The sequence below is a fragment of the Micromonospora coerulea genome, assembly GCF_016598485.1.
Classification (GTDB): domain Bacteria; phylum Actinomycetota; class Actinomycetes; order Mycobacteriales; family Micromonosporaceae; genus Micromonospora; species Micromonospora coerulea.
Map to the genome: position 1 here is coordinate 39229 of NZ_JAEMUW010000028.1, position 25042 is coordinate 64270.

29 protein-coding genes and 1 pseudogene are annotated in these 25042 nt (G+C 70.1%); 16 read left to right on the forward strand and 14 right to left on the reverse strand.

What is annotated here, in order from left to right:
* Window position 1: 1 nt before the first annotated feature.
* The 8 genes from I8N68_RS27355 to I8N68_RS27390 form a co-directional block, all read right to left on the reverse strand.
* Window positions 2-646 (reverse strand): MOSC domain-containing protein, encoded by a 645-nt coding sequence (locus tag I8N68_RS27355; protein ID WP_200215379.1) that lies wholly within the window; start codon window positions 644-646, stop codon window positions 2-4.
* Between the two features lie 44 nt (window positions 647-690).
* A complete protein-coding gene (locus I8N68_RS27360; RefSeq protein WP_200215380.1) occupies window positions 691-1521 on the reverse strand; it encodes a carbohydrate ABC transporter permease in 831 nt (276 codons plus the stop codon).
* A complete protein-coding gene (locus I8N68_RS27365) occupies window positions 1518-2504 on the reverse strand; it encodes a carbohydrate ABC transporter permease (RefSeq protein WP_200215381.1) in 987 nt (328 codons plus the stop codon). The genes I8N68_RS27360 and I8N68_RS27365 overlap by 4 nt, the downstream gene beginning before the upstream one ends.
* Window positions 2501-3793, reverse strand: coding sequence for a sugar ABC transporter substrate-binding protein (locus I8N68_RS27370; RefSeq protein ID WP_200215382.1), 1293 nt, complete (start codon window positions 3791-3793; stop codon window positions 2501-2503). Before I8N68_RS27370 ends, I8N68_RS27365 begins: the two co-directional genes overlap by 4 nt.
* 215 nt (window positions 3794-4008) lie before the next feature.
* Complete coding sequence (locus I8N68_RS27375) at window positions 4009-4293, reverse strand: GlsB/YeaQ/YmgE family stress response membrane protein (RefSeq protein WP_200215383.1); 285 nt, start codon at window positions 4291-4293, stop codon at window positions 4009-4011.
* Window positions 4294-4503: 210 nt separating this feature from the next.
* On the reverse strand, window positions 4504-4791 hold the full coding sequence (locus I8N68_RS27380; RefSeq protein ID WP_130339075.1) for a GlsB/YeaQ/YmgE family stress response membrane protein: 288 nt from the start codon (window positions 4789-4791) through the stop codon (window positions 4504-4506).
* A 306-nt stretch (window positions 4792-5097) separates the two neighbouring features.
* Window positions 5098-6975: a translation elongation factor 4 gene (lepA, locus tag I8N68_RS27385; RefSeq protein ID WP_200215384.1), complete on the reverse strand. Its 1878-nt coding sequence runs from the start codon at window positions 6973-6975 to the stop codon at window positions 5098-5100.
* 159 nt (window positions 6976-7134) lie between these two features.
* Complete coding sequence (locus I8N68_RS27390; RefSeq protein WP_200215385.1) at window positions 7135-7671, reverse strand: DUF4240 domain-containing protein; 537 nt, start codon at window positions 7669-7671, stop codon at window positions 7135-7137.
* Window positions 7672-7749: 78 nt separating this feature from the next.
* Here I8N68_RS27390 and I8N68_RS27395 point away from each other — a divergent pair, with 78 nt between their 5' ends.
* Window positions 7750-8760: a phosphotransferase gene (locus I8N68_RS27395; protein ID WP_200215386.1), complete on the forward strand. Its 1011-nt coding sequence runs from the start codon at window positions 7750-7752 to the stop codon at window positions 8758-8760.
* Window positions 8761-8877: 117 nt separating this feature from the next.
* Window positions 8878-9144, forward strand: coding sequence for a 30S ribosomal protein S20 (gene rpsT / locus I8N68_RS27400; RefSeq protein ID WP_200215387.1), 267 nt, complete (start codon window positions 8878-8880; stop codon window positions 9142-9144).
* Window positions 9145-9255: 111 nt separating this feature from the next.
* Here rpsT and I8N68_RS27405 read toward each other — a convergent pair whose 3' ends face one another.
* Entirely contained in the window at window positions 9256-9753 is a 498-nt protein-coding gene (locus tag I8N68_RS27405) for a hypothetical protein (protein WP_307812996.1), read from the reverse strand.
* Window positions 9750-10730 (reverse strand): DNA polymerase III subunit delta, encoded by a 981-nt coding sequence (holA, locus tag I8N68_RS27410; RefSeq protein ID WP_200215388.1) that lies wholly within the window; start codon window positions 10728-10730, stop codon window positions 9750-9752. The genes I8N68_RS27405 and holA overlap by 4 nt, the downstream gene beginning before the upstream one ends.
* 436 nt (window positions 10731-11166) lie before the next feature.
* On the opposite strand from holA, the gene I8N68_RS27415 reads away from it, so the two are divergent.
* Complete coding sequence (locus tag I8N68_RS27415; RefSeq protein WP_200215389.1) at window positions 11167-12273, forward strand: hypothetical protein; 1107 nt, start codon at window positions 11167-11169, stop codon at window positions 12271-12273.
* A gap of 47 nt (window positions 12274-12320) precedes the next feature.
* On the opposite strand, the gene I8N68_RS27420 is transcribed toward I8N68_RS27415, so the two are convergent.
* Both I8N68_RS27420 and I8N68_RS27425 read right to left on the reverse strand, forming a co-directional pair.
* Entirely contained in the window at window positions 12321-12530 is a 210-nt protein-coding gene (locus I8N68_RS27420) for a helix-turn-helix transcriptional regulator (RefSeq protein WP_200215390.1), read from the reverse strand.
* 16 nt (window positions 12531-12546) lie between these two features.
* Window positions 12547-14136, reverse strand: a pseudogene (locus I8N68_RS27425) (ComEC/Rec2 family competence protein); the annotation flags it as partial.
* 97 nt (window positions 14137-14233) lie between these two features.
* On the opposite strand from I8N68_RS27425, the gene I8N68_RS27430 reads away from it, so the two are divergent.
* From I8N68_RS27430 to I8N68_RS27470, 9 genes are all read left to right on the forward strand, one after another.
* Entirely contained in the window at window positions 14234-14815 is a 582-nt protein-coding gene (locus I8N68_RS27430) for a helix-turn-helix domain-containing protein (RefSeq protein WP_234040690.1), read from the forward strand.
* A complete protein-coding gene (locus I8N68_RS27435) occupies window positions 14812-14979 on the forward strand; it encodes a hypothetical protein (RefSeq protein ID WP_200215392.1) in 168 nt (55 codons plus the stop codon). Before I8N68_RS27430 ends, I8N68_RS27435 begins: the two co-directional genes overlap by 4 nt.
* Before the next feature lie 11 nt (window positions 14980-14990).
* Window positions 14991-15743, forward strand: coding sequence for a DUF2637 domain-containing protein (locus tag I8N68_RS27440; RefSeq protein ID WP_200215393.1), 753 nt, complete (start codon window positions 14991-14993; stop codon window positions 15741-15743).
* Window positions 15740-17500: a type IV secretory system conjugative DNA transfer family protein gene (locus tag I8N68_RS27445; RefSeq protein WP_200215394.1), complete on the forward strand. Its 1761-nt coding sequence runs from the start codon at window positions 15740-15742 to the stop codon at window positions 17498-17500. Before I8N68_RS27440 ends, I8N68_RS27445 begins: the two co-directional genes overlap by 4 nt.
* A gap of 806 nt (window positions 17501-18306) precedes the next feature.
* Window positions 18307-18495 carry a helix-turn-helix domain-containing protein gene (locus I8N68_RS27450; protein WP_200215395.1) on the forward strand — a complete coding sequence of 63 codons (189 nt, stop codon included), beginning with the start codon at window positions 18307-18309 and terminating at the stop codon, window positions 18493-18495.
* A gap of 397 nt (window positions 18496-18892) precedes the next feature.
* Window positions 18893-19105 (forward strand): hypothetical protein, encoded by a 213-nt coding sequence (locus tag I8N68_RS27455; protein ID WP_200215396.1) that lies wholly within the window; start codon window positions 18893-18895, stop codon window positions 19103-19105.
* 53 nt (window positions 19106-19158) lie between these two features.
* Window positions 19159-19662, forward strand: coding sequence for a hypothetical protein (locus I8N68_RS27460; protein ID WP_200215397.1), 504 nt, complete (start codon window positions 19159-19161; stop codon window positions 19660-19662).
* A gap of 216 nt (window positions 19663-19878) precedes the next feature.
* The gene (locus I8N68_RS27465; RefSeq protein WP_200215398.1) at window positions 19879-20133 is read left to right on the forward strand and encodes a hypothetical protein; all 255 of its coding nucleotides are present in this window, start codon (window positions 19879-19881) and stop codon (window positions 20131-20133) included.
* On the forward strand, window positions 20130-20525 hold the full coding sequence (locus I8N68_RS27470; RefSeq protein ID WP_200215399.1) for a hypothetical protein: 396 nt from the start codon (window positions 20130-20132) through the stop codon (window positions 20523-20525). Before I8N68_RS27465 ends, I8N68_RS27470 begins: the two co-directional genes overlap by 4 nt.
* 14 nt (window positions 20526-20539) lie before the next feature.
* Here the strand turns inward: I8N68_RS27470 and I8N68_RS27475 are convergent, their stop codons facing one another.
* Complete coding sequence (locus I8N68_RS27475) at window positions 20540-20734, reverse strand: hypothetical protein (RefSeq protein WP_200215400.1); 195 nt, start codon at window positions 20732-20734, stop codon at window positions 20540-20542.
* Between the two features lie 92 nt (window positions 20735-20826).
* On the opposite strand from I8N68_RS27475, the gene I8N68_RS27480 reads away from it, so the two are divergent.
* The 4 genes from I8N68_RS27480 to I8N68_RS27495 all read left to right on the forward strand — a co-directional run bounded on the left by I8N68_RS27480 (window position 20827) and on the right by I8N68_RS27495 (window position 23649).
* Window positions 20827-21918: a hypothetical protein gene (locus tag I8N68_RS27480; RefSeq protein WP_200215401.1), complete on the forward strand. Its 1092-nt coding sequence runs from the start codon at window positions 20827-20829 to the stop codon at window positions 21916-21918.
* Between the two features lie 438 nt (window positions 21919-22356).
* Window positions 22357-23046 (forward strand): hypothetical protein, encoded by a 690-nt coding sequence (locus I8N68_RS27485; RefSeq protein WP_200215402.1) that lies wholly within the window; start codon window positions 22357-22359, stop codon window positions 23044-23046.
* Window positions 23043-23492 (forward strand): phage terminase small subunit, encoded by a 450-nt coding sequence (locus I8N68_RS27490; RefSeq protein ID WP_200215403.1) that lies wholly within the window; start codon window positions 23043-23045, stop codon window positions 23490-23492. The genes I8N68_RS27485 and I8N68_RS27490 overlap by 4 nt, the downstream gene beginning before the upstream one ends.
* Window positions 23485-23649 carry a hypothetical protein gene (locus I8N68_RS27495; protein ID WP_200215404.1) on the forward strand — a complete coding sequence of 55 codons (165 nt, stop codon included), beginning with the start codon at window positions 23485-23487 and terminating at the stop codon, window positions 23647-23649. Before I8N68_RS27490 ends, I8N68_RS27495 begins: the two co-directional genes overlap by 8 nt.
* A gap of 128 nt (window positions 23650-23777) precedes the next feature.
* Here I8N68_RS27495 and I8N68_RS27500 read toward each other — a convergent pair.
* A partial coding sequence (locus I8N68_RS27500) for a pentapeptide repeat-containing protein (RefSeq protein ID WP_234040692.1) occupies window positions 23778-25042 on the reverse strand: 1265 nt, incomplete at its 5' end.

Below are 25042 nucleotides of genomic sequence, written 5' to 3' on the forward strand. Positions count from 1 at the left end.
GTCAGGGGCGGCTGCCGGCGACCCGGCGGCGGACCTTCTCCCGGATCGACTCGGGCAGTTCCGGGACGTCGAGCAGCCGGGGCAGCAGCTCCGGCTCCAGGCTCGTCGCCCGGAACACCTCGCCGATGGTCACCCCGTGCGCCGGTCGTGCCACCACCTCGACCGGGTCACCGGCGCCGACCGTGCCCTCTCGCAGCACCCGCAGGTACGCCCCGGGCGCGGCCCGCGCGGTGAACCGCTTGATCAGGTCGGGCATCCCCCAGAAGCCGGCGAAGGTGGCACACGGCGTGCGCGGCTTGGTCACCTGGAGCAGCGCGTCCCCGATCGCCCACTCCTCGCCGATCACCGCGCCGGTGACGTCCACCGCGTAGGTGGTGAGGTTCTCGCCGAAACCGCCGGGCCGGATGCCCCGACCCAACTCGGCCGCCCACCAGTCGGCGTCCTCCGTGGCGTACGCGTAGACGGCCTGGTCGGGGCCGCCGTGGTGGGCCCGCTCGCCGATGAAGTCGCCGGCCACCCCGTCGGCGCGCAGCAGCACCGGCCCGTCGACCGGCCGCTTGTCGATGCCGCTGCGGCCGCTCGCGTCGCCCGCCCATTCCGCCTCGGTCACCACGCCGAGGTTCACCGCCGCCAGCCTGCCCGTCATGGCCGTGAGCCTAGTGCGGGACGGACCGGCGGGACACCCGGTGATCAGCCCTTGACGGCGCCCGCCACCAGGCCGGAGACCATCCGGCGCTGCACCAGCAGGAAGAAGACGATCACCGGCAGGGTGAACAGCGTCGAGGCGGCCATCACCGAGCCCCAGGCGGTGTCGTCCCGGCCGAAGAAGAAGGTCATCGCCACCGGCAGGGTGTACCGGTCCTGGTCGTTGATGAAGGTCAACGCGAAGATCAATTCGTTCCAGGCGGTGATGAAGGAGAAGATGCTGGTGGCCACCAGCCCCGGCGCGACCAGCGGGAAGAGGATCCGCCGGAAGGTCTGGAACCGGTTGGCGCCGTCGATGGCCGCGGCCTCCTCCAGTTCCTTCGGCACCGCCGCCACGAAGCCGCGCAGCATCCACACCGCGAACGGCAGGGAGAAGCCGAGGTAGGTCAGGATCAGGCTGGGCAGGGTGTTGTAGAGCCCGAGCCGCTGGATCATCAGGAAGAGCGGGATGACCAGCGCCTCCAGCGGGATCATCTGCACCACCAGCAGCAGGATCAGGAACGTGGTGCGCAGCCGGAACCGGAACCGGGCCACCGCGGTCGCCGCGAGCAGCGCGACCAGGCCGCTGAGCAGCACCGTCGCCAGCGCGACCAGGGCGCTGTTGAGGAAGAAGTCGGCGAACGTCACGCCGGGGATCAGGTTGCCGGTGAGGATCTCCCGGTAGTGCTCCAGGGTGGGCTCCGCCGGCACCGGGCGCGGCGTGGCCGAGAAGATCTCCCGGTTCGGCTTCAGCGAGGTGGCGATCATCCAGTAGACCGGGAAGGCCGCGAAGAGCGCGACCAGCAGGCCGGCGCCGTTGAGGGCGATCTTCTTCACGACTCGTCCTCCTGCCGCAGCACCATCCGGACGTAGACACCGGTCACCACGAGCAGGATCAGGGTGAGGATGACCGCGATCGAGGCGCCGAGGCCGTACTTGGGCGGCGGCGAGAACGCCTCCGCGTACGAGTAGATGGAGAGCATGAACGTCGACCGGTCCTGGGTGCCGCCGGCCAGCACGAACTGCTGGGTGAAGACCTTGAAGTCCCAGATCGTGGAAAGCACCACCAGGATGCCGAAGACCGGTCGCAGGCTCGGGAAGGTGACCGACCAGAAGACCCGCCACGGCCCCGCCCCGTCGACCCGGGCCGCCTCCTGCAGCTCACCCGGCACGCTCTTCAGCCCGGCCAGCACGCTGACCGCGATGAACGGGAACGAGTGCCAGACCACCACCAGGGTGAGGATCGAGAAGAACAGCAGCGGGTCGTTGAACCAGCCGTAGCCGGTCCAGTCGCTGCGTCCGAAGAGCGCGCTGGACAGCCCGTCGGGCAGGGCGTTGAAGAGCCAGGTGACCAGGCCGCTGGTGTCGTCGAAGATCCACTTCCAGACGATGGTGCCGGTCAGCGCCGGGGTGGCCCAGGCCAGCATCACGCAACTGCCGACGAAGGTGGCCATCCGCTTGCCCAGCCGGTTGAGCAGCAGCCCGACCAGGGTGCCGAGGACCATCGTGAGCAGCACGTTGGCCGCGGCGAAGAGCACCGTGTTGCGCAGCACCGTACGGAAGAACGGGTCGCCGAGGATCTGGGCGTAGTTGGCCAGGCCCACCCAGGGCCACTCGCGGTCGCCGCGCAGCTGCCGGACGCTGTCCAGCTTGTAGAAGGACATCGCCACCACCTGGCCCAGGGGCCAGAGCAGCAGCACCCCGATGATCACCAGGCAGGGCAGCAGCAGCAGGTACGGCAGGTGGTCCACCCGGGGCCGCCGCCGCGCGGGGGTCTCCCGCGCGGCGGCCGTCCCGGGGGCCTCGATCAGGGTGCTCACTTGGCGTTGAGGATGCTTTCCATCTCGGTGGCCGCGTCGGCGGTGGCCTTCTCGACCGTCTTCTGGCCCTTGATGACCGAGCTGTTCATCGCCTGGGTCACCGTCTTGGTCCGGCTGACCTCGACCCATTTGGGGGTGAGCGGCGTCAGCTTGGTGTTCTGCATGGTGGTCGCGAACGCGGCCATCACCTTGTCGTTGGCGTAGTTACCGCCACCCACCAGGTCCTGGTAGACCGGGAAGAAGTTGAGGCTGCTGGCGAACTCCTGGTCCTTCTGCTTGCTCAGCAGCACGGTCAGGTAGTCCCAGGCCAGGTCCTGCCGCTTGCTGTCCTTCCACAGGGCGATGTCGGAGCCACCGGCGAAGGCGGGGGCCGGCTTGCCGTCCGGGCCTGGGATGGGGAACGTGCCCCACACCTTCTCGATCTCCGGGTTGTCCTTCTTCATCGCGCCGCCCTGCCAGCTGCCGGCGAACGCCATCGCCGCCCGGCCGGTGGCGAACTGGGTACGGGCGTCGACCTCGTTCCAGCCGGCGGCGGCCGGCGGGGCGACCTTGTGCACGGTGACCAGGTCGGTCCAGAACTTGACCGCCTTCTGCGCCTCCGGCGTGCGGTAGCCGGACTTCCAGCTGTCGCCGTCCTTGGTGGCGATCTCGGCGCCGGCGGCCCAGAGGAAGGAGTAGAAGGGCAGCTCGGAGTTGCCCGGCAGGGCGATGCCGTAGGTGCCCGGCTTCTTGGCCTGGACGGTCTTCGCGGCGGCGACCAGCTCGTCCCAGCTCGTCGGCGGCTTCACGCCGGCCTCGGCGAACCAGTCGGTGCGGTAGTAGATGGCGCGCACCCCGGCGTACCACGGCACGCCGTACTGCTTGCCGTCGAGCTGGGCGTTCTGGACCAGGCCGGGAAGGATGTCCTTGCCCTCGGACCAGCTGCCGAACCGCTCGGTGACGTCGGCGAGGGCCTCCTGCGCCGCCCAGCCCTGGGTCTCGGTGTTGCCGAGCTCGGTGAGGTCCGGTCCCTCCCCACCGGCGAGCGCCGCCTGGAACTTCTTCGGCGCTTCCAGCCAGGGGATGTACTGGACGACCACGTCGGTCTCGGGGTGCTTCTTCTTGAACTCGGCCTCGACGCCGTCGAGGAACTTCGTCTGGGCGTCGCCGCCCTCGCCCATCATCCAGACCGTCAGCTTGCTGTTGTCCGCTGCCTTGTCGTCGTCACCCGAACCACCGCAGCCGGCGAGCACCATCGCGGCCGAGGCCACGATGGCGGTGACCGGCGCAAGCCGCTTCCACCTGTTCACGCCCATATCTCCCTCGCGCCGTTTGGCACTAACCTTCTCCGCCGCACCTTAGTAGGAAAAATTCCTTTACGACAGGGGGCAGTCGCGAGGTTGGGCGTTGGCGACCGTATCGCAGGTGGTGGGAGCGGGGGCAAGGCCGGCGTCGCGGGCGGAAGCGCGTATGCGAGCGGGCGCCCGACCTTCCGGTCGGGCGCCCGCTTCAGCAGTTCGGTGCGTCAGTACCGGGAGACGCTCCGGCGACGGCCGACGCCGGCCACCAGGGCCACGGCGATGGCGGCGAACAGGACCTGCAGCAGCAGCTCCCGCCAGTCGATGCCGGCCGTGTTGGCGAAGCCGGACGCCCGGGCGACGATCGTGCCGAGCAGCGCGGCGCCGACGCCGATCAGCATGTGCAGCCACATCGGCATGTTCTGGCGGCCCGGAACGACCAGGCGGCCCAGAGCGCCGACGATGAGACCAACGATGAGCGCGGTGATGATGCCCCAGACGGTGAGCTCCACGGTCGCTCCTCCTTCAGTAATCGAGTCACACGAGGTCGTGTGGTTCCTGTCGTGACCGCTAAGTGCCCGACCCGCCAAAATCCCAAACCGACTTCGGTGACAAACTGCGCGACAAGCCCCCTGAACAGGACTTTCCCTCGGATCCCGGGGCACGACGCGAACCGGGCGCCCGACCTTTCGGTCGGACGCCCGGTTCGGCAGTTCGGGGTGTCAGTACCGCGAGACGCTGCGGCGACGGCCCACGCCGGCCACCAGGGCCACGGCGATGGCGGCCAGCACGACCTGGACCAGCAGTTCCATCCAGTCGATCCCGGCGGTCTCGGTGGCGATGCCCAGCGCGCGGGCGAGGACCGTACCGAGCAGCGCGGCGCCGATACCGATCAGCATGTGCAGCCAGATCGGCATGTTCTGGCGACCCGGAACGACCAGGCGGCCCAGAGCGCCGACGATGAGACCAACAACGATGGCGGTGATGATGCCCCACACGGTGAGCTCCACGGTCGCCCTCCTTCTCAAGAAGTTTCCACACGGTCGGTGGTTCCTGTGGTGACCGCTAAGTGCCCGACCGGCGCGAAACCCAAACCGACTCAACCGCCGACAGGTCGCGCCACGTCGATTTCCGGGCCGCGCGTCGGTTCGGCCGGGAAGCACGATCCCGCAGGTGGCGCCCGGTGCCGGCGGGTCCGGGACCGGGCCCGCCGGCGGCGGAAAATTCATCGACAGGTACGCCCGTGAACGCCGGCGCCCCGCGCGGAGGACCCGGTGCGGGTCGCTCCGGCGGGGCACCGGATCGCTGCGGCGGAGCTACTTCTTGCCGGGGGGCTTGCCGTCTCCCGAGTCGGAGGAGAGGGCGGCGATGAAGGCCTCCTGCGGCACCTCCACCCGGCCGACCATCTTCATCCGCTTCTTGCCTTCCTTCTGCTTCTCCAGCAGCTTGCGCTTCCGGCTGATGTCACCGCCGTAGCACTTGGCCAGCACGTCCTTGCGGATCGCCCGGATGGTCTCGCGGGCGATCACCCGGCTGCCGATCGCGGCCTGGATCGGCACCTCGAACTGCTGGCGCGGGATCAGGTTGCGCAGCTTCGCGGCGATCGTGACGCCGTAGTTGTACGCCTTATCCTTGTGCACGATCGCGCTGAACGCGTCCACCGGCTCGCCGTGCAGCAGGATGTCGACCTTCACCAGCTCGGACGCCTGCTCGGCGGAGGGCTCGTAGTCCAGCGAGGCGTAGCCCTTGGTGCGGCTCTTGAGCTGGTCGAAGAAGTCGAAGATGATCTCCGCGAGGGGCAGCGTGTAGCGCAGCTCCACCCGGTCCGCGGAGAGGTAGTCCATGCCGAGCAGGCTGCCCCGGCGACCCTGGCACAGTTCCATGACGGCGCCGACGTAGTCGTTCGGGGTGAGCACGGTGGCCCGGACGACGGGCTCGTACACCTCGGCGATCTTGCCGGTCGGGTACTCGCTCGGGTTGGTCACCACGATCTCCTGGCCGTCCTCCGTGATGGCCCGGTAGACCACGTTCGGCGCGGTGGAGATCAGATCGAGGTTGTACTCCCGCTCCAGCCGCTCCCGGATGATCTCCAGGTGCAGCAGGCCGAGGAAGCCGCAGCGGAAGCCGAAGCCCAGCGCCCCCGACGTCTCCGGCTCGTAGTCGAGCGCGGCGTCGTTGAGCTTGAGCTTGTCCAGCGCCTCGCGCAGGTTCGGGTAGTCCGACCCGTCGATCGGGTAGAGGCCGGAGTAGACCATCGGCTTCGGGTCCTTGTAGCCGCCGAGGGCCTGGGTCGCCGGCCGCGAGTTGATGGTGACGGTGTCACCGACCCGGGACTGGCGGACGTCCTTCACGCCGGTGATCAGGTAACCCACCTCGCCGACGCCGAGCGCGTCGGCCTTCACCATCTCCGGCGAAATGACGCCGATCTCCAGCAGCTCGTGCACCGCGGCGGTGGACATCATCTTGATCCGGTCGCGGGCGCTGATCCGCCCGTCGATCACCCGGACGTAGGTGACCACGCCCCGGTAGACGTCGTACACCGAGTCGAAGATCATCGCCCGGGCCGGGGCGTCGGCGTCGCCGACCGGGGGCTGGAACTGCCGGACGATCTCGTCCAGCAGGTACGGCACGCCCTCGCCGGTCTTGCCGGAGACCCTGATGCAGTCCGCCGGGTCGCCACCGATCAGGTGGGCGAGCTCCTCGGCGTACTTCTCCGGCTGGGCGGCCGGCAGGTCGATCTTGTTGAGCACCGGGATGATGCGCAGGTCGTTCTCGAGCGCCAGGTAGAGGTTGGCCAGGGTCTGCGCCTCGATGCCCTGCGCGGCGTCGACCAGCAGGACGGCCCCCTCGCAGGCGGCCAGCGACCGGGACACCTCGTACGTGAAGTCGACGTGCCCCGGGGTGTCGATCATGTTGAGCACCGCGTGCTCACCGGCCCGCTCACCCTCGCGGATGGTCCACGGCATCCGGACGGCCTGGCTCTTGATGGTGATGCCGCGCTCGCGCTCGATGTCCATCCGGTCCAGGTACTGGGCACGCATCTGCCGGGGGTCGACCACGCCGGTGAGCTGCAACATCCGGTCGGCCAGGGTCGACTTCCCGTGATCGATGTGGGCGATGATGCCGAAGTTCCGGATGCGACCGGGGTCGGTGGCACCAGGAGCATTCGCGCCGGGATCGAGCTTCGGTGGCACAGCGGTCCGTTCTGGTCGGCTGACGTGAGCGGGCCGGCACACGCCGGCCCCCTCTATGCTCCCACGTCGCCCCGGACGCGGTCCGATCACTCCTCGGGTGCCCGCCGGCTCACCCGGCGGCACCCTCACCCGGCGGCACCTCACCCGGCGGGCGGCACCTCACTCGGCGGGCGGCTCGACGAAGAGGGCGGCCAGGCGGGGCAGCCGGCGGCGGGCCTCCTCCTCGTCGTCGAAGTCCCAGAAGTCGTTGAGGTCCGGCACCGGCACCGGGTCGCGGTCCGCCGGCAGCTCGGCCGCAGTCGCCTTCCGGTACGCCTCCCAGGGCACCACGAGCATGGCCTCGCACTGGAACTCCTCGCCGCTGAGCGAGGCGGCCCGGACCCGCGGCAACTCGGCAAGGGAGTCGGGGTCGGCGACCGCCCTGGCGAACACCGCCCGGCCCTGGGTCATCAGCCAGCCGCGAAAGTACTCGAAGCCGTCGGCGGAGGCGCCCCCGTTGATCAGGTAGGCCGCGCCCCAGAGATCCACCCGGTAGGAGGCCGCGAGCACCCGCTGCTGGTGGTGGGCGTACCCGACGATCTCGTCCGGGTCCCGCTCGGCCAGCAGGGCGACCGCCCGGGCGGCGACCGCGTCGGACTCTCCCCCGCCGCCCTCCCGGGCCCGGTCGATCAGCTGCCAGAAGTCCTCGGTCCGCATGGCTCGCAGTCTGGCAGAGCCGACCGACACCCGGCCGCCGGCACCGCCGGGCCGGTGCGGGTCGGGCAACATGGGCGGGTGCCCGCGATCTCACTCCCCCCGGTGCCGTACGACGCGACCGCGGTCCGCCCCGATTGGGCCGCGCTGCCGACGGGCCTGCGGGACGCGGTCGTGGCGCGGCTCGGCGCCCCGCCGGTCGCGGTCCGGGTGGCCGGCGCCGGCTTCACCGGGGGCTTCGCCGCCGTGCTGGAGACCGCCGACGGCGCGCGCACCTTCGTGAAGGCGGCGTCGCTGGCGCAGCAGCGGCACCTGGTCGACTGGTACGCCCACGAGGCGCTCGTGCTGGCCCGGCTCCCGGCGGGCCTGCCGGTCCCCCGGCCCCGGTGGGCGCTGACCGCGGCCGGTTGGTACGCGCTCTGCCTCGACGCTGTCGACGGCGCCCCGCCCCGGCTGCCGTGGAAACCGGACGAGCTGGCCGCCACCCTCACCGCGTACGCGCAGGTCGCCGCCGCCCTCGCCGACCCGCCCGGCGAGCTGGTCGGGCTCGGGCTGCCCCGCCTGTCCGACCTGGCCCGCGACGACATTCTCTGGTGGGGCGAGGTGGCCGCCGGCCGGGAACCGGCACCGGAGCTGCCGGACCGGGCCCGGAGCCGGCTGCCGGAGCTGGTCGCCCTGGAGTCCCGCCTCCCCGCGTACGCGGACGCCCCGCCCGCCGGGTCGGACCGGCCGGCGACCGGGTTGATCCACTGCGACCTGCGGGTGGACAACGTGCTGATCGACACCGCCGGCCGGGCCTGGATCTGCGACTGGAACTGGCTCTGCCACGGGCCGGCCTGGTTCGACCTGGCCAGCCTGCTGATCACCGCGTACGCCAGCGGCCTGGACGCGGACGCGGCGTTCGCCAGCCACCCGGCGGCGGCCGGCGCGCCGCCGGACGCGCTCGACGTGACCCTGGCCGCGCTGGCCGGATACCTGCTCACCAGCGCGGCCGCCGGCCCGTCGTCGGCGTCGCCACACATCCGCGCCCACCAGCGGTGGAGCGGCGAGCAGGCGCTGGGCTGGCTCGCCGCCCGGCGGAGCTGGGGCTGAGCCGTTTTGGCTCGTCCCGGCCGACCTGGTAACCTGGCTCTTCGCGCAGCGATGACGCATGCTCGTCGTCGCGCGTGAGAAGCAGACCAAACCGAGCTATCAAGACGAGGCTGTCGCGTGGCGAACATCAAGTCCCAGATCAAGCGCAACCGGCAGAACGAGAAGCGCCGGCTGCGTAACAAGTCGGTCAAGTCGTCGCTGAAGACCGCCATCCGCAAGTTCAACGAGGCTGCGGAGGCCGGTGACGCCGAGAAGGCCGCCGTCCTGATGCGTGACGCCGCCCGCAAGCTGGACAAGGCCGCCAGCAAGGGCGTCATCCACGCCAACCAGGCGGCGAACCGGAAGTCGGCGATCGCCAAGCGCGTCGCCTCGTTCTCGGCCTGACAAGCCGGTAGATCTGCCGGAAGCCCCGGGCATCGACCCGGGGCTTCCGGCTGTCTGCGTATCGGACGGGCGCCGCTGAGCCGGTGCCGCACCGGTCAGCGCCCGGCCGGATCAGCGCAGCGGGTCGTGCCGCAGCGGGTCCGACCACGACACGCCGTCGTCGGGCCGGGTTCCGTCGTCGGGGCGGGTGATCTGGTCGCCGGGACGGGCGGCGCGCAGCGTGGGGTCGGAGGCGAGGACCACGCCGGGAAGCGTGTGCGACGCCGTCGGCACCCGGGCCCGGCCGACCACCGGCTCCATCTGCCGCCGGAACCGGTCCCGCTCCTGCTCCGGCACCAGCGCCGCGGTGCGGACCACCAGCTCGGCGACCACGTCGTTGAGCTTCACCATCGCCGCCACCGCGATCGGCAGCACCAGCACCGCCCACCAGCTGACCAGCTCCGCGAGGGCGAGCAGCGCGGCGAGCGCGACCGAGCCCTCGAAGAAGAGGAAGCACAGCACCCCGCCCGGGTTGACGAAGCGCAGCCCGAGGATCCGGGCGTAGAGCGGCCGGTACCGCTCCTGGTCCGTCGGCACGGTCGCCCAGGACGCGCGGGGGGATCGGGTCACCGGGCGCCGCCCTCCCGAGCGGCGGCGACCGAGAAGACCGCCCGCTCCAGCGCGTACGCCCGGTCGTCGGCGCCACCCTTGACGGCCGCGTTGCACTCGGCGGCGGCCCGCATCGCCCGCACCAGGCCCTCCGGTGTCCAGCCCCGCGCCTGCCGCTGGGCCCGCTCGATCTTCCACGCGGGCATGCCGAGGCTGCTGGCCAGCTGATACGGGCTGCCCCGCCCGGCGGAGGCCACCCGGGCCACCGTGCGGACCCCGTCGGCGAGCGCGTCGGCGATCGGCACCGGATCGACGCCGACGTGCAACGCCCAGCGCAGCGCCTCCAGCGCGGCGGGAACGTCGCCGACCATGGTCGCGTCGGCGACGGTGAAGCCGGTCACCTCGACCCGACCCCGGTAGTACCGGGCCACCGTGTCGGCCCCGATCCGGCCGTCGGTGTCGGCGATGAGCTGCGAGCACGCCGCGGCCAGCTCGCGCAGGTCGTTGCCGACGGCGGCGATGAGCGCCTCGGCGGCGTCGTCGGTGCACCTCCCCCCGGCCCGGCGGATTTCGCCCCGGACGAAGGCGACCCGCTCCCGGTGCCCCTTGAGCTTGGCCGCCGGCACCACGGTCGCACCCGCCGCGCGCAGCCCGTCGGCGAAGGCCTTCCCCTTGGCGGCGCCGAGGTGCAGCACCACGAGCTGAACCTCGGGATCGGGATTCTTCGCGTACGCCAGCAGCGCGGTGACCAGGTCCTTCCGGGCGTCCTGCCCGGCGTGGAGCACGAGCACCCGCCGGCCGCCGAAGAGCGACGGGCTCAGCATCTCCGCGATCTCCCCCACCGCCACGGCGCTGGCCTGGTACTCCCGGACGTCCACATCCGGGTCGACGGCGCGCGCCGTCGCGACGGCTTCGCTGACCGCGCGCGTGGCGAGCAGCTCCTCGTCGCCGAGGACGAGCAGAATGGGGGGCAGGCTGGCGGGGGTCACGCCGCCCATATTCGCACGGCCCTGGACCGGACCGTGCCTGGTCATCGGCGACTGTGACGGCACAGCCCGCACGCAGCGCGAATCCAGACATTCAACTCGACCCACCTGCTACCGCAACAAGCTGGATCGATTGGCGTCACGGCTGCCGCCCCGGCGTGGTGCCGCGGGTCACCACCGCCAGCCCGTGCCGGTCCCGGACCACGGCGCGCTCGGCCGGTGCCGCCCCCACCGCCGCAACCTGCTCCCGTCGCGGGTGACCGACGCGGAGCGCGCGGCGTTGGACAAGGCGGAGAAACAGGCTCGCGAGCACCTGGAGCAGATGGGCGAGCCGGCCCCGGAGCCGGGCCCGTGGCAAGCGAAGGGCGCAGCCCCGGGGGCTACTGACCGGAGACTGCGCCACCGACGCGGCGGGAGCCGCCTGGACCCGACTCATGGAGGCTTCCCGATGACCATCCACCCGACCGATAAGCGCGTGCGGTACGCCCCATCCCTGGCCGTCTGGATCGTGGACACGCAGGAAAGCCACACGGTGGGCGCGGATCAACTTTTGGCCGCCATGACGGTCCACGCCACCGAGTCCGGGGACATGCCGGAGGGGTGCACCTGCGCGCCGGAGTCCTTCAGCGTCTCCCCCATGAACGGGGTGACCGCCAGCACAGCGCGAGTCCACCGGCTCGGCCAGCAGGGTGGGATCGCCATGTACGGACACGGCACCGTGCCGGAGTACGGCGTGGCAAGGGAGCAGGGCAACGCGCACCAGTGCCCACACGCGAGCGGGGACGGAGAGCGGCGCGCCAAAGCGCTGGCGCGCGCCGGCCAGTGGGATGAGCTGTGGGACCTGACAGAGCCGTTCCCGGCCGCGCCGGGCACCCTCCTGCCGGCCGCCACGCCGAGTAGCAAGGCTCCGGCCGCGTGGCAGGGTGAGCCGATGTCCGTGCCCGGGGTGGGTGTGATCCCGGACCGGCACGTCCACCCGGCCACCCGGGCGGACCTGGCCAGGCTTGGCACGCTCGCGACGGAGGCCACCCGGCTCGGCAGCAAGGCGCGCAAGGCGCAGGCCGCAGCGGCACAGGGACCCATGGAGGTCCGGCGGCTCGCGACGGAGGCTGCCATGTCTGGCAAGGCGCTGGACGCGGCGGAGGTGACCCGGATGGTCCGCGAGCGGCAGGAAGCGGCGGAAGCCGCGCAGGCGGAGGCGGACGGCACCCGGGACGCGGTGGACAAGGTGCGCCGCGAGGTGGCTGCCGGGATCGCGGAGCGCCGGGACGAGTGGCTGACCTACCTCCACGGCCAGGCCGCGGCCGGGCTGGCGCGCCTGGACCTTGTGGTGGCGGAGCTGGAGGCTGCGGTGGAGAACCTGGCAGAGATCGATCGGGTGCGGCAAACCGTGGAGCAGGCCAACTCCGGCCGCCTGTTCTCCGCCGGATCCATGATCGTCGGTAACGCCGTGGAGGCGGTCCGGCGGAGCCGGGAGCGCGCGGCCACGGCGCTGGCCGGGCTGGAGCGGCACGCGGCGAAGGCCAGCAAGGTGAAGACGGCTCAGAAAGCCTGAGCCACCTGGACGAACGGCCCGGACCCTGCGGAGGGGTCCGGGCCGTTTCACTGCGCGTCCGGGTCAGCGCCTCGCGCCTGGTGCGGCCGGTGCTCCGTGATCCACGCTTCCACGTCCTCCACGAGCCACACCGCTCCCCCGGCCAGCCGATCGAACGGCTCCGGGAAGTCGGGCCGGCTCGTGATCTGCACGACCCGGGCACGGGACACCTGGAGGCGTTCCTGTAGCTCTGCGCTGCCGTACAGCTTCCGGACCATGGATCGACTCGAGGCGTCAGGGCTGCCGCCCCGGTCGGATACCCCGGGCCACCACCGCCAGCCCGTGCCGGTCCCGGACCACGGCCACGTCCCCGTCGGTGTCGGTCCGCAGCACCCGCGCGCCGGCCCGGGAGAGCCGGGCCAGCAGACCGGGGTTGGGGTGCCCGTAGTCGTTGCTGACCCCCACCGACACCAGCGCGACCGACGGCCGGACCGCGTCGAGGAACTCCGGATCCTGGTACGCCGAGCCGTGGTGGGCGACCTTCAACACGTCGGCCCGGAAGGCGCCCGACGGTAGCGCCTCCAGCAACGCCCGCTGCTCCTCCGTCTCGGCGTCGCCCGGCAGCAGGATCCGCACCCCGGCCACGGTGGCGGCGAGCACCAGGGAGTTGTTGTTCGGGTCCGACCGGCTGCCCCGCATCGGGTACGGCGGGCCGAGCGCGACCAGCTCCACTCCCCCGGCCCGCCAGCTCCAGCCCATCCCCGCGGTACCCGGAGCCGCGGAGCCGGCCAGCGCGGCGGCACGTACCTGGGCAGCGCCGAGCGCCGGCTCGGACCACTGCGGGATCAGCACGGCCGCCACCCGGCGGCCCCGGAACACCCCGGTGACCCCGGCGACGTGGTCGGCGTGGAAGTGGCTGACCACCAGCAGCGGCACCTCGCGTACGCCGAGCCGGCGCAGACAACCGTCCACGCCGGCCGGATCGGGGCCGGCGTCGACGACCACCGCCCGACCGGCGGCGACCGAAAGCACCAGCGCGTCCCCCTGACCCACCGCGCAGGCCACCACCACCCAGCCGGGCGGGGGCCAGCCGCCGGCCAGCAGCCGGACCGGCAGTGTGCCCAGCACCACCGCGACGGCGCCCACCGCGACGAGTCGCCGGACCAGCGGGCGCCGAGTGGCGAGCAGCAGCGCCACGGTGAGCCCGGCCAGCAGCAGCGCCCCGGTCACCCCGCCGGGCCAGGGCAGCGTCCCGGCCGGCAGCCCCGCCCCGTGCCGGGCCACCGCCACCAGCCAGCGGGCCGGCCAGCTCGCCAGCCAGGCGGCGAACTCGGCGCCGGCCGGCCACACCGGCGAGATCACGGCGGCGACGACGCCGAGCACCGTCGCCGGTGCGATGGCCGGCACGGCCAGCAGGTTGGCGGGCACGGCGACCAGGCTGACCGTGCCGGAGAGGCCGGCGACCACCGGGCCGCAGGTGAGCTGGGCGGCCGCCGGCACCGCCAGCGCCTCGGCCAGCCCCACCGGTACGCCCCGACGGCGCAGCGCGTCCCGCCAGCCGGGAGCGACCAGCAGCAGCCCGGCGGTGGCGAGCACGGACAGCGTGAAGCCGGCGTCACCGGCCAGCTCCGCGTCGAGCAGCACCAACACGGTCACCGCGGCACAGAGCGCGGGCAGCGCGGCCCGGGATCGGCCGGCGGCGAGCGCGGCCAGCCCGATCGCCCCCATCGTGGCGGCCCGGACCACGCTCGGGGACGGTCGGACCAGGACGACGAAGCCGATCATGGCCAGCCCGCACAGCGCCGCGGCGGTCCGCGGACCGGCCCGGGCCCAGCGGGCGAGCAGCAGCACCGCACCGACGACGATGGCGACGTTCGAGCCGGAGAACGTCCGACAGGGAGGTGAGTACAAGAACGGCCCCGGCAGGTGCGCCAACACCTGTAATCCGGGGCCTTGACGGACAACGGAGGTCCGCCCACCCATGAGTGTAGCTGTCAAGCAAGCCCTGCTCGCGACCCGTGATCTCGGGAAGAACGAGCGTGCCGTGGCTATCGCCATCGCTGCTCACGCCAACCACGACGGCAACGCCTGGCCGTCTGTCGCCACCCTCGCCGAGTACGCCGGCTGTTCCGAGCGGACGGTACAGCGGGCGCTCGCCAAGCTGGTGCAGCTCGGTCGCCTGGTCGTCACCAAGGTTGCCGGCATCGCCACCCGCGTCTACCGCCTGGTCCTCGGTCAGGGGGTGTCATCCGCTTCGCAAGGGGTGACGAACCAGCCGGCCGGGGTGACAGATCAGGGCACCGGGGGTGACAGCCAGGGTGACACCCGAAGTGTTGAAGACCAAGGGAAGTTGAAGAACCGCGCTGGCGCGCGGGACTGGCGTCGCTTCCTTCCCAAGAACAAGAACAACACCACCCCCCGCCCGAGCGGCTACCCGTACCCGGAGCGTCGAGGGGCGGCGCTGCCGCCCGTCACCGGCACCGAGCAGTGCCCGCGTCACCGGGGATCGCTCGCCCACAACTGCGGCCCGTGCCGCAGCGAGGCACTGGCGGGTGACCGGTGAACGCCACTGCCGCCTACGCCCTGGTCCTGGTCCTGATCGGCGGACCCGTCGCGATGCTCGCGCCGTTCGTCATCGCTCGCCGACTGGCTGAGCGGCACGCAGAGCAGGTCGCCGACGACATCGCCCACCTCTCGGACGTTCCCAACGTCCCCACCCGCTTCTGAGGAGCCTCGCCGTGTCCCGTACTGCCATCACCTCTCGGCTCACCACCGGCCTGGTCGCCCTGGTCGCCGGCTACGCCTCGTTCTCGCACATCTTCAAGGTCGCCCGGCAGGCTGGCGAGCACGTCTCGGTTGCGTCGGTGCTCCCCCTGTCCATCGACGGACTCATCCTGGTCGGCACGCTGGCGATGCTCGACGACAAGCACAGCGGCCGGAAGCCTCGCCTGTCCGCTCGGCTGGCTGTGGCGTTCGGCATCGTCGCCACGCTGGCTGCCAACATCGCGTCGGCTCACCCGACGTGGACTGCCCGTGCCGTTGCCGCCGTTCCGCCGGTCGCCTTCCTGCTCGCCGTCGAGGTGCTGTCTCGGCGAGGCAAGCTGATCAACCAGCCTGAGCCGGTGAGCCGCCCGACCATCGCGCCGAGCAAGCCTGAGCCGGTGAGCCTGCCGACCGCTCTGCCGACCGTTGAGCCGAGCAAGCCTGAGCCGGTTGCCGTCGAGCCGGTCAAGGCTCAGCCGGTCAAGCGGACCAGCCAGCCGAGCACCAAGCCTGTCCCCCGCTCGCTCACCTCGGCTGACCGGATCATGTCGGCTCACCTCGCCGAGCCCGAGGCGACGCACGCCCGGATCGCTGAGCTTGCCGGGGTGTCCCTGGCGACGGTGAAGCGGTACCGGCCTACCCGCTCGGCTGGCTCGCCGTCCACCTCGCAGCCTGCGGAGACTGCTGCCAACGGTCGTACGCCTGAGCTTGCGGGGGTGGCGGCGTGACCGAGCTTGAGCGGGCTATCCGCAAGCTGCGGCGCAAGCACACCGTGTCGCGGGTGGCCTACCGGTACGTCTCCGGTAGGCCGCTCAGCGGCAAGACCGGCTACCCATACCTAAGCCGGGGTGCTGGTCGGCTCACCGGCTGGCAGCGTCAGGTGATCCGGCTCAGCGTGCCCGCTACGGCTGCACTGGCAGCGGCTCAGCCCGAGCAGGTCGGCTCACTGGTCGGCTCGGCTGCGCTGGTCGCCGGCTGGCGAGTGCGTCGCCGGTTCACCATGCGCCGGTTCAACCGCGAGTACGTCACCCCGACGCTGGCTGCCCTTGCGCCGGCGATGGGTCTACAGACCGGCGTGCGCCTCCACGTCGACCCGACGTTGGGCAACCTCACCCCTCGGCTGGCCAAGCCTCTGTCGCCGGCTGAGGTGGCCGTACGCACCTGGTACGGCGAGCGGGTAGAGCCGGTCATCCGTTGGCTGCCCGACCAGGCTCAGCGGGCAGCGTGGGCGATCCAGCGCAGAGCAGAGCCGGTCGCGTCGAGGCTGGCTGTGTTCCGCCGGCCGGTCGATTCCGACCAGGGTCCCCGTATCGAGCTGGTCGCCGACACCCCGTACCTCACCAAGGAACAGCGGCAGTTGGTGTCGGCGATCATCGGCAGCAAGATCCCCGTGTCTGACCTGGTCGAGTCCTGGCACCAGGTCGGTCCGCGGGTAACCGCTACGTGGACGGTGCGTAAACGTCCTCCGGCTCGGGTTGGTGTCGACCAGGTCGTCGAGCACCTGCCCCGGCTGGCTGAGTGGGAGTTCTACATCGGGCAGGGTGCCGGGGATCGGCCGGTCACCCTGTCCCTGCGGGACGACTCCCCGCACATCGCCGTGAGCGCCGGGACCGGCGCCGGTAAGAGCGTGCTCGCCGAGCTGGTCGCCGTGCAGGTGCTCGCCCGAGGTGGCCGGGTGGTCATCCTCGACCGCAAGGGCTCGCACCGTTGGGCCCTCGGTCTGGCTGGCGTCGACTACTGCACCCGCCCGGCGCAGATGCATGAAGCCCTCGTGCGCCTGGCCTCCCTCGCCGACGAGCGGAACACGTTGGCCATGCACGAGGCCGAAGACTGGGACCCCGGTCCCCGCGTGCTGGTCATCGCCGAGGAGTTGAACGCCACCATCGGGCAGCTCGTCAACTTCTGGGCTGAGGCGCGCGGCAAGGGTGACCCCAAGCGCTCCCCCGCCGTGTCCGCGCTGGCTGACCTGCTATTCATGGGCCGCAGCGCCAAGGTCAACGTGCTGGCCATCGCGCAGATGCTCACCGCTCGGGCGATCGGCGGACCCGAGGCGCGGGAGAACTTCGGCATCCGGTGCCTCGCCCGGTACACCGCGAACAACTGGAAGATGTTGGTACCCGAGGCGGCCATGCCGCGCGCCTCGCGGACCCTCGGCCGGTGGCAGGTGGTCATCGGTGGGCAGGCCACCGAGACGCAGGTTGCCTACCTGACCGCGAGCGAGGCTCGGGAGCTGGCATGTCCCCGGTCCTCGGAGACATCGCAGGTCAACGGCCTATCAAGCCCTGCCGGGGACTTCCTGACACTGCGCGAGGCGATCGACGCCGGAGTGATCCCGTGGAAGCTCGACGCAGCGAAGAAGCGTCTACAGCGCAAGGTGGGCAGCGTGCCCACGCCGAGGGGCAAGAGCGGCAACGCAGACCTGTACGCGAGAGCAGACCTTGCCCGTTGGGCAGGAGCCAAGAACGAGGAGAGGATCAGCCAGTGAAGATCATCCAAGCGCGCACCGGCTCTGCCGCTGTGCTGCTTCCCTCCCTCGGGGTCATCGTCGTTGACCCCGACACGGACCATGACGCGGCTGTTGGCGCAGTCAGAGCCGCCCTGCCAACCGTCAACCGAGACCAGGCCGAGCGCTGGGTTAGGACGGCCCTGCCCCCGAAGGTCGTCTCAGCGGTCACCAACTAGGCCCGAGGCGTTAACCAACTGCCCGTCGCCCTGGTCCCGAGGGTGGCGGGCAGTTGGCCTCGCCCTGGGGCTTGTCGTGAGCGTGGTCACGATGCCCGGTAAAACTCCAGAGTCAGGGGGGATTCATAGGCGAAGGGTTCACCCGGACGCTTGCCGGTGAGAGCGTGGTCACGACGGCGCAACTTCCGTCCCGATCAGGGGGGATACATAGGTAGAGGGTCCTGTCTGGGGCCCATCGGTGAGCCTGGTCACGGGCAGGGTGCCTACGGGCCTGATCCGCGCGGATACATAGGTAGAGGGTTCACCTCCGAGGCTTGCCAGTGAGCCTGGTCATGTCTGCTTGTAAAACTCGAAGATTAACGGGGATACGTAGGTGGAGGGTTCCCCTCCGAGACTTCCCGGTGAGCCCGGTCACGATCGTCGTCAAGACTCCAAGATCAACGGGGATACATAGGTAGAGGCTTCAAGCGCCAGGCCAGTTGGCCTGGCGCTTCTTCTTGGCCCTGAGCCGGTATGTCAGGGCCTATCACCCACCCAACCAGGGGGCAGCCAGTCAACGGCTGCCCCCTTCTTCATGCCCGGATGCGGGCGGAACGGAGGCGGCCAGCAGTGCACGTCATCGACGGCAGGAAGTACCTAGACACCAACGAGGCTGCCGAGCGCCTTGGGCTCAGCGCACGCACCCTGATCAACCAGCGAACCGAGCGCCGATCGCCGATGCGCTACGTCAAGTACCTCGGCAGGGTGCTCTACCCGCTGACCGAGGTTGAGGCGTACGCCCGGACGGTGGGCCGTTGACCGAGGAACTACGACGGATCGCCGAACGCATCGCCCAAGAAGCACCACCCCTCACCCCCGAGCAGCGAGCCAGGCTGCGCGGACTCTTCGCCGGCACCCTGAACGGAGACCAGTAACCGTGTATCCACTGACCAAGCTCAGCTACACCCAGCTTGTCGTCCTTGGCCACCTGCTCAGCGCGGCCTCGCTCGCCCTGTTCCTGATCCTCTGGGGAAGCCAGTGAGCTACGCCAGCATCAACCGGGCCCTTGCCATCGCCGAGGCGTTGGAAGCCGAGCGAGCCGAGCATGCAGAGCGCGTGCTTGCTGCACGTGAAGCCGAGTGCGTCGAGCGCAGCCGAGAGCCCGTCGAACCGCCAGAGGTTTCTGGAGGGCTCGACCCATGGAGGTGACCGACCAGTGAGCCGCAAGCGCAAGCGGAGCCGGCAGCCGGCGACGGCAAGCGCCAGCCCTCCGTTCCGCATGACGCTCGAAGAGTGGGCGCGAGACACGGGCATGACGGTGGACCAGGTGCGCGAGGACGTAGGCGCACTGATCGCTAAGGGCTGGCTGATCCCGGTTGCCCCCAACGTGTGGATCATGACGGTCCCAGAGAGAGTGAAGACCCAGTGAGCAAGCAGAGAGCGGAGAGCCCGTTCCGCCCCCTGGACTTCATCCGAGGCGTCATGGCTGACGACAGCCTCGACACCCGGGAGAAGGCAGTGTTGGTCGCAGCGGCGATCGGGACCGACAACGCCAGCTTCAAGGTGAAGCGCAGCCTGTCTCGGCTCGCCGAGTCCGCGAAGTGCGACCGAGGCAGCATGTCGGAACTGGTCGAGCGTCCGCAGGTTGCTCGGTACTTCGCCAAGGTCGACCGACCGAACCGGCGACGGGTTGACCTCTGGCTACGGCAAGAGCCGGCCGAACATTTCGACCCCGTCGACATGTCGCGCCAGCCGTTGTCGGTGCCGTCGACTCAACATGTCGACCCCATCGACATCACATGTCGACCCGATCGACATGACATGTCGACCCCGTCGACACCATCTGCTCTCTATCTGCCCCCATCTGCTTCTACTCTGCCCATCGGCATCTTCGCCAAGCCGAGCCAGTTCCCCGTCAACGTCGAGAACTTCACGCCGGCCGAGGATGAAGACCCGTGGGCAGTGGCGATGCAGGCAACGCCGTAGGCCACTACCGCCCGGCACCCGCTTCGCACTGCGCCGCTGCCGTGCGTACCCCTGCGGCAGGCTTGCAGGCAGCGGCGAGGAGATGAGGCCCCGGAGGGGCCATCACCAGTAAGGCCAGTAGATGCCGGCCGGAGGCCGGCACTCACAGCACACCCAACACCAGCAGTAGCCGGCCGGAGGCCGGCTCTCTTCGTATGCCCTCAGGAGCATCAACCAGTGGAAACCCTCTCCCGCGCCGACGCTCGCAAGGCTCGGCAACTCGCCGAACAGCGTTACGCCCTGGCCTTCGACACCAAGGCTTCCGCCGCTGCGGATCTCGCCCGCTTGCGGGCGGCGGATGCCGCCCCCGATCTCATCGCCGCCGCCGTCGAGAACCTGAGCCGGGCAACGGCTCTGGTCACCGATGCCCGAGCTGCGCTCGATCAGGCCAGCCGCTACCACCGCATCGCCTGGCGGGACGTTCGCCCGTGAGCCTTGATCTCATCCTGCCGGCGCTTGTCGCCGAAGTGTTCAGGGCTCGCTATGACGGGATCGACATCGAGCCGACCCCGCCCCGGGCGGGGATCCTGCCGCCGCAGGCGCGGCCGGCGATCCGGCTACGCGGGCGAGGGCAAGCCAACGCCAGAGGCGGGGTGCTGGTCAGTCGCCTCCTGGTCGTCACCTTCAGCGACAGCGCGCCGCTGGCACTCTCGCCACTCGACCTGGTCGACGACGTTAGCGGCTTCGTACTGCCGGAGTTGATGACTGCCCTACCTGGCGTCGAGCTGAAGCTACGCCAGCACAGAGCAACGCGCGTCCAGTCCGGTGGAGGGCTGAGCGTCGCTGTTCACCACTGGTCCGCCTCGGCCTCTCTGGCCGGCTGAGAGCCCGGCAGCCGTCAACCGTCCTCGCTCATGATCTGGTCGAACTCCTGCGGCGTGATCTCGCCCTCGCGCAGCCGGCGGGCGTTCGCCGCGAACTTGCCGACTCGTGCACGGCCTCGCGAGTCAAGCTCCGACGGGCTCGCCATCTCGGCGGAAACCATCATCGCCTCGAACTCTTCCCTGACTTCCTTCGGGTTCCCCATGTCCATCCCTTGATCATGGCGGATTCAGGGCTTGCAACACATCGCACGGGCGGCCAACCGGCCGCCCTTCCTCGTATCTGGAAGAAGGTTCCAACACCGTGGCTACTGCCAAGAAGAACACCACCCCCAACCCCATCGACGCGCTGGCCGAGGCTCGGGCCCTGGCTGACCAGCGGGAGGCTGAGCACGAGCAGGCCAAGGAAGCTGCCGACGAGCTGTTCGCCCGGCTCGACCGTGGCGACGCCTCCGTGAGCGGGCTCGACCTGGCCACCGCTGAAGCGGAGATCAAGCGCACCGAACACCTGCTCAGCATGGCCCGTAAGCAGATTCCCGCTGCCGAACGCGCCGTCAAGCTGTACGAGGGGCAGACCAACCCCGTGCTCGCCGAGTACCTGCGCGCGATCATCGAGGAACACCGGTTCAACTTCGGGCTCTTCGGCGTACCCATCGAGGTAGTGCCGCAGCGGCCGGAGAAGCTGACCGCCCCGGCGGCGTACCTGTACCAGGTCGAGGGTGCGGACTACGACACCACCACCGGCCACATGACCGGCACGGCGCACCTGCTGGTGACCGTGCCTGCCGATGGTCTGGACACCATCCGAGAAGCGTGCACCACTGGCATCTACAAGCTGGTGCACCATGCCGGCCACGCTGAGGTGCGCGACAGCCTGGTCATGCAGCCGGATCACTTCGTTCTCTCGGTGTACCTGAAGAACCTTGAGCCGCCCATGCCCGTGATCAGCGAGCGCTCCACCGCCACCGGAACCACGCTGGCTCAGCGGCTCGGTGGGCTCGCGGCCTTGCGGAGCAAGCAGTGGATCGACGACCCGCGCACCGGTCGCATGGCGAACACCCACACCATCATGTCCGGCAAGCACGCGGGCGAGGTGGTCTCTCAGGCGCGCGACGGGGACACCGTCCGCCGCAAGGTGCGAGTGCAGTTCACGGTGCACGGCATCGACCGCAACATCGACTTCCCCGAGCTGGCCACGTTCGTTGATCGGGCGATCGAAGACGTGAAGGGCACCTTCTCCGCCGGCCTCGGCCGCGTCGAATCGGCCAAGGTGACCAGCCGGGAGCCGGCCAAGGTGAACGCCGAGGTACGAGCCGTCATCAGCGGCGGCACCATCGCGCGTCCCGCCCTCGCGGTAACGGCGGAGCTGATCCTGATCAGCAAGGCCGCTGCCTGACAGCGATCGGGCGGGGTGCTCCGCGGAGCGCTCCGCCCCGACGCCATGGCACACCACCATGACTCACTCCAACACGCGCAAGAGCTTCCGCCATGAGTGCACGGTGCTCGGCTGCCCTGGCCAGCACTGGGCACGCGGGCTCTGCAAGAAGCACTACATGAGGTGGAGGCGCAGCGGGGACGTTGTTCTCCGCGTGGGCCAAGAGCCGGACGCGGCGGAGCCGTGCGCCTGGTGCGGCGACGCCGTGCCGGTCAACAGCGGCCGAGCTTCCCTCTACTGCCGGGCCGCGTGCCGAGCCAGCCACAAGCGGCTGAAACGGCGCGAGAACGCCATAGGCGCCACCCCTTAACGCGACCATCCCTGATCAACAACAGGCGCTCTCCGTGGCTCTCAGCGGGCTACGGAGAGCGCCTTAGCCCTGTATGGAGACAGATCCGAGTGAGCGAGACCATCGAGCAACCACATGCCCAGCGGGAGTGCCGACACTGCGGCGGACCGATCCCGCCCAAGGCTGCCGGCAAGCGTGGGCCGGCACCCGACTACTGCGGGCAGACCTGCCAGAGCAAGGCCAAGCACCGGCGGACGTACGTGCCGACCCCTCGGGCCACGACCAGGCCGAGCCAGCAGAAGCACGCGCCGGGCAACCGCTACGGCACGCTGACCCTGCTTGATCGGATCGAGGGCAGCGGCGAGCCTCGGGCTCTGTTCCGCTGCGACTGCGGCAACGTCAAGGCGTTGCAGATCAACAACGTTGCCCGAGGCGTCACCACCAACTGCGCCGACCGGGTCAACCACCCCGACCCCCGGCGCAAGGATCGACTCACGTACGACGGCGCACACAACCGCGTGAAGGGCCAGCGAGGCAGCGCCTCGGACTACCTCTGCCGTTGCGGCAAGCAGGCCGAGCAGTGGGCCTACAGCCACGCCGACTTCCGGCAGCGGGCAGACAGCGAGGGGCGCGAGACCGGCAGGCCGCACAGCGCCAACCCCGACCACTACTTGCCGATGTGCCGTAGCTGTCACTCCCGCTTCGACAGCACGCATCGCCGGCTGGTCGGCGACAGCCTCTCGCTGGTGGGCGTCGCCTACTGGCTCCTGATCCACCAGGCCGAGGAGGTGGCCGCGTGAGAAACCCCGACGACTACAGCCGCGAGCGCGACCAGGTCAGAGCAGAGCGGAACGCTGCCCCCGTGTTCATCCTTCGAGGTGAGACTCAGGTACTCATCCCACCCGCCGACCCCGAGTGGCACCAGACGGCGCGCGAGATGTGGTTGGCGCTGATGGACTCCCCGCAAGCCGGCATCATGACCGGCGTTGACTGGGCCTACGCCAAGTTCTGCTTCGGCGAGCTGAGTGCCTACCTCAACGGCGAGTACGCCAGCCGAGGCCGCACCAAGGGCAAGAGTGCCGTAGCACTGGAGACCGTTGACCGGCTGCTGCGCGGCGTGATCATCCCGCCGGCTGACCGGCTGCGCCTGCGCGTGGCTATCGAGCCACCGCCACCACCTGCCCCGCGAGAGCTGACCCTCGACGAGATCGAACAGTCCATCTCCGAGGAGGTCGACCGTGGCTGAGGAGAGCATCGCCTACCGAGTGCTGCGTGACCACGCGGAAGGCTGGCTCAAGGCGGCCCAACAACCGAACCTTGATGCCAACCTGAGGGCCGGGTACCTGCGGATGGCTCGGGGATTCGCCCAGTGGGCGCGGCAGATGCGCGGCCGGAACGGCTGACGGGGTCGCCTGTGGGCCCTGGGTGGCTGCCGCCTGGGGCCCCTGGGGGGTGGAGTTCTAAAACTCCCCAGAGCTGCGCGCGATCTCCGCTGCTATCACGTGGCGGTCGGGGAGATCGGCTCAGTGGGTCACACCCCCAGGGGTGGCTCAGATGTCTGCTCCTCGATCACCAACGTGCCTCGTGTCGGATCATCTGCGTCGGGCTTTACAGTCCATCCATCCGGCCAGACGCGGTACATCCCCGGATCGCGTCGGCTCAGAGCAGAGTCCAGGCCGAGCACTCGTGCCTGCTGGAAGTAGCCCCCCTCATCGAAACTCGCATCGTTGAAGTAGACGGCGTCAGCGAAGGTCACGCCCCCGAACCAGGCTTGACCGCCGAAGGTGACTTTCCAGAATGTGGCAAGGTCGTTGAACGTCGCAGCGCTGAAATAGGCCGCGCCAGAAATGGTTGCCTCGTCACCTTGAAAACACTCCACAAAGGTCGCGTCTTCATACCAGGCGTCCCCGTCGAAGTTCGCACAGGTGAACCATGCCTCGCCGCTGAAGATCGATCCGTCGAAGACGACATCAGAACCAAAGAAGGCTGCGTCGAAGCGTGCATCACCTACGAAAGCCGCATGGATGAACTGAGTCCGGCCGACGAAGGTTGCCCGGGTGAAGTTCGCATCAACGATCGAGGTCTCACTGAGGTCAAGGTCGCAGAGAGTCGCACCTGTCAGATCGAGCTTGATACATGGCCAGAACGGCTCTTCTGGCGTGGGTGAGAGCGCCTGGGCACCATCTTGCGGAACACCCGACGGAATGCGCAGATGGTCCCCGAGGAGTCGTTGAGCGGTCAGGCGGACTTGAAGCTCCTGTGCCGGGTCGCGCCTCGAAGGGCTTGGTCCCTGCCCGTCTGGTGCTGTGTACGGCATCCGCAAGTAGGCGCACATGACGTCGACTACGGTCTGGCGCTGGTGCGGGTTCGCCTGAGCCAAGTGCACAAGCGAGTACAGCGCACCGAGCCGGACAGGCGCCTCCTCGTGGCCGAGTTGCTCGACAGCCTTGGCATAGAACTCGTTGACCTGTTCCGCCTGGCGTAGCCGATAGTTGCGGTCCTGCTCCAACCGGTTGTGCTGGAACGTGCGGTAGGTGACCACTAGGCCGCCCGCCACCGCGAGCCCGGCGAGGGCTTGCACCAGCGTGGTTCGGACATCGTTCTTCGCCTTGAGTTCCTGCTCGGCAGTGAGCCCCTGCTGCGGGTGTCGGGTCAGCAGCCACGGGCCCACGACCAGAGCGAACAGGAGGAGGACCGCCGCAGCCAAGCCGCCGAGCGTCAAGAGCCATGGCCGAACTACCCGCTTACGCCGCTCTGGCATGGTCCCCCCACCTTGCCTCACCTGTTCTGCCGGTT

What these genes read in the sequence shown, in the direction of transcription:
- I8N68_RS27355 (WP_200215379.1), bottom strand. Translation starts at nt 646, where the DNA reads ATGACGGGCAGGCTGGCGGCGGTGAACCTCGGCGTGGTGACCGAGGCG.
- I8N68_RS27390 (WP_200215385.1), bottom strand. Translation starts at nt 7,671, where the DNA reads ATGCGGACCGAGGACTTCTGGCAGCTGATCGACCGGGCCCGGGAGGGC.
- holA (WP_200215388.1), bottom strand. Translation starts at nt 10,730, where the DNA reads ATGGGCGGCGTGACCCCCGCCAGCCTGCCCCCCATTCTGCTCGTCCTC.
- I8N68_RS27415 (WP_200215389.1), top strand. Translation starts at nt 11,167, where the DNA reads ATGACCATCCACCCGACCGATAAGCGCGTGCGGTACGCCCCATCCCTG.
- I8N68_RS27420 (WP_200215390.1), bottom strand. Translation starts at nt 12,530, where the DNA reads ATGGTCCGGAAGCTGTACGGCAGCGCAGAGCTACAGGAACGCCTCCAG.
- I8N68_RS27430 (WP_234040690.1), top strand. Translation starts at nt 14,234, where the DNA reads ATGAGTGTAGCTGTCAAGCAAGCCCTGCTCGCGACCCGTGATCTCGGG.
- I8N68_RS27460 (WP_200215397.1), top strand. Translation starts at nt 19,159, where the DNA reads ATGGCTGACGACAGCCTCGACACCCGGGAGAAGGCAGTGTTGGTCGCA.
- I8N68_RS27475 (WP_200215400.1), bottom strand. Translation starts at nt 20,734, where the DNA reads ATGGACATGGGGAACCCGAAGGAAGTCAGGGAAGAGTTCGAGGCGATG.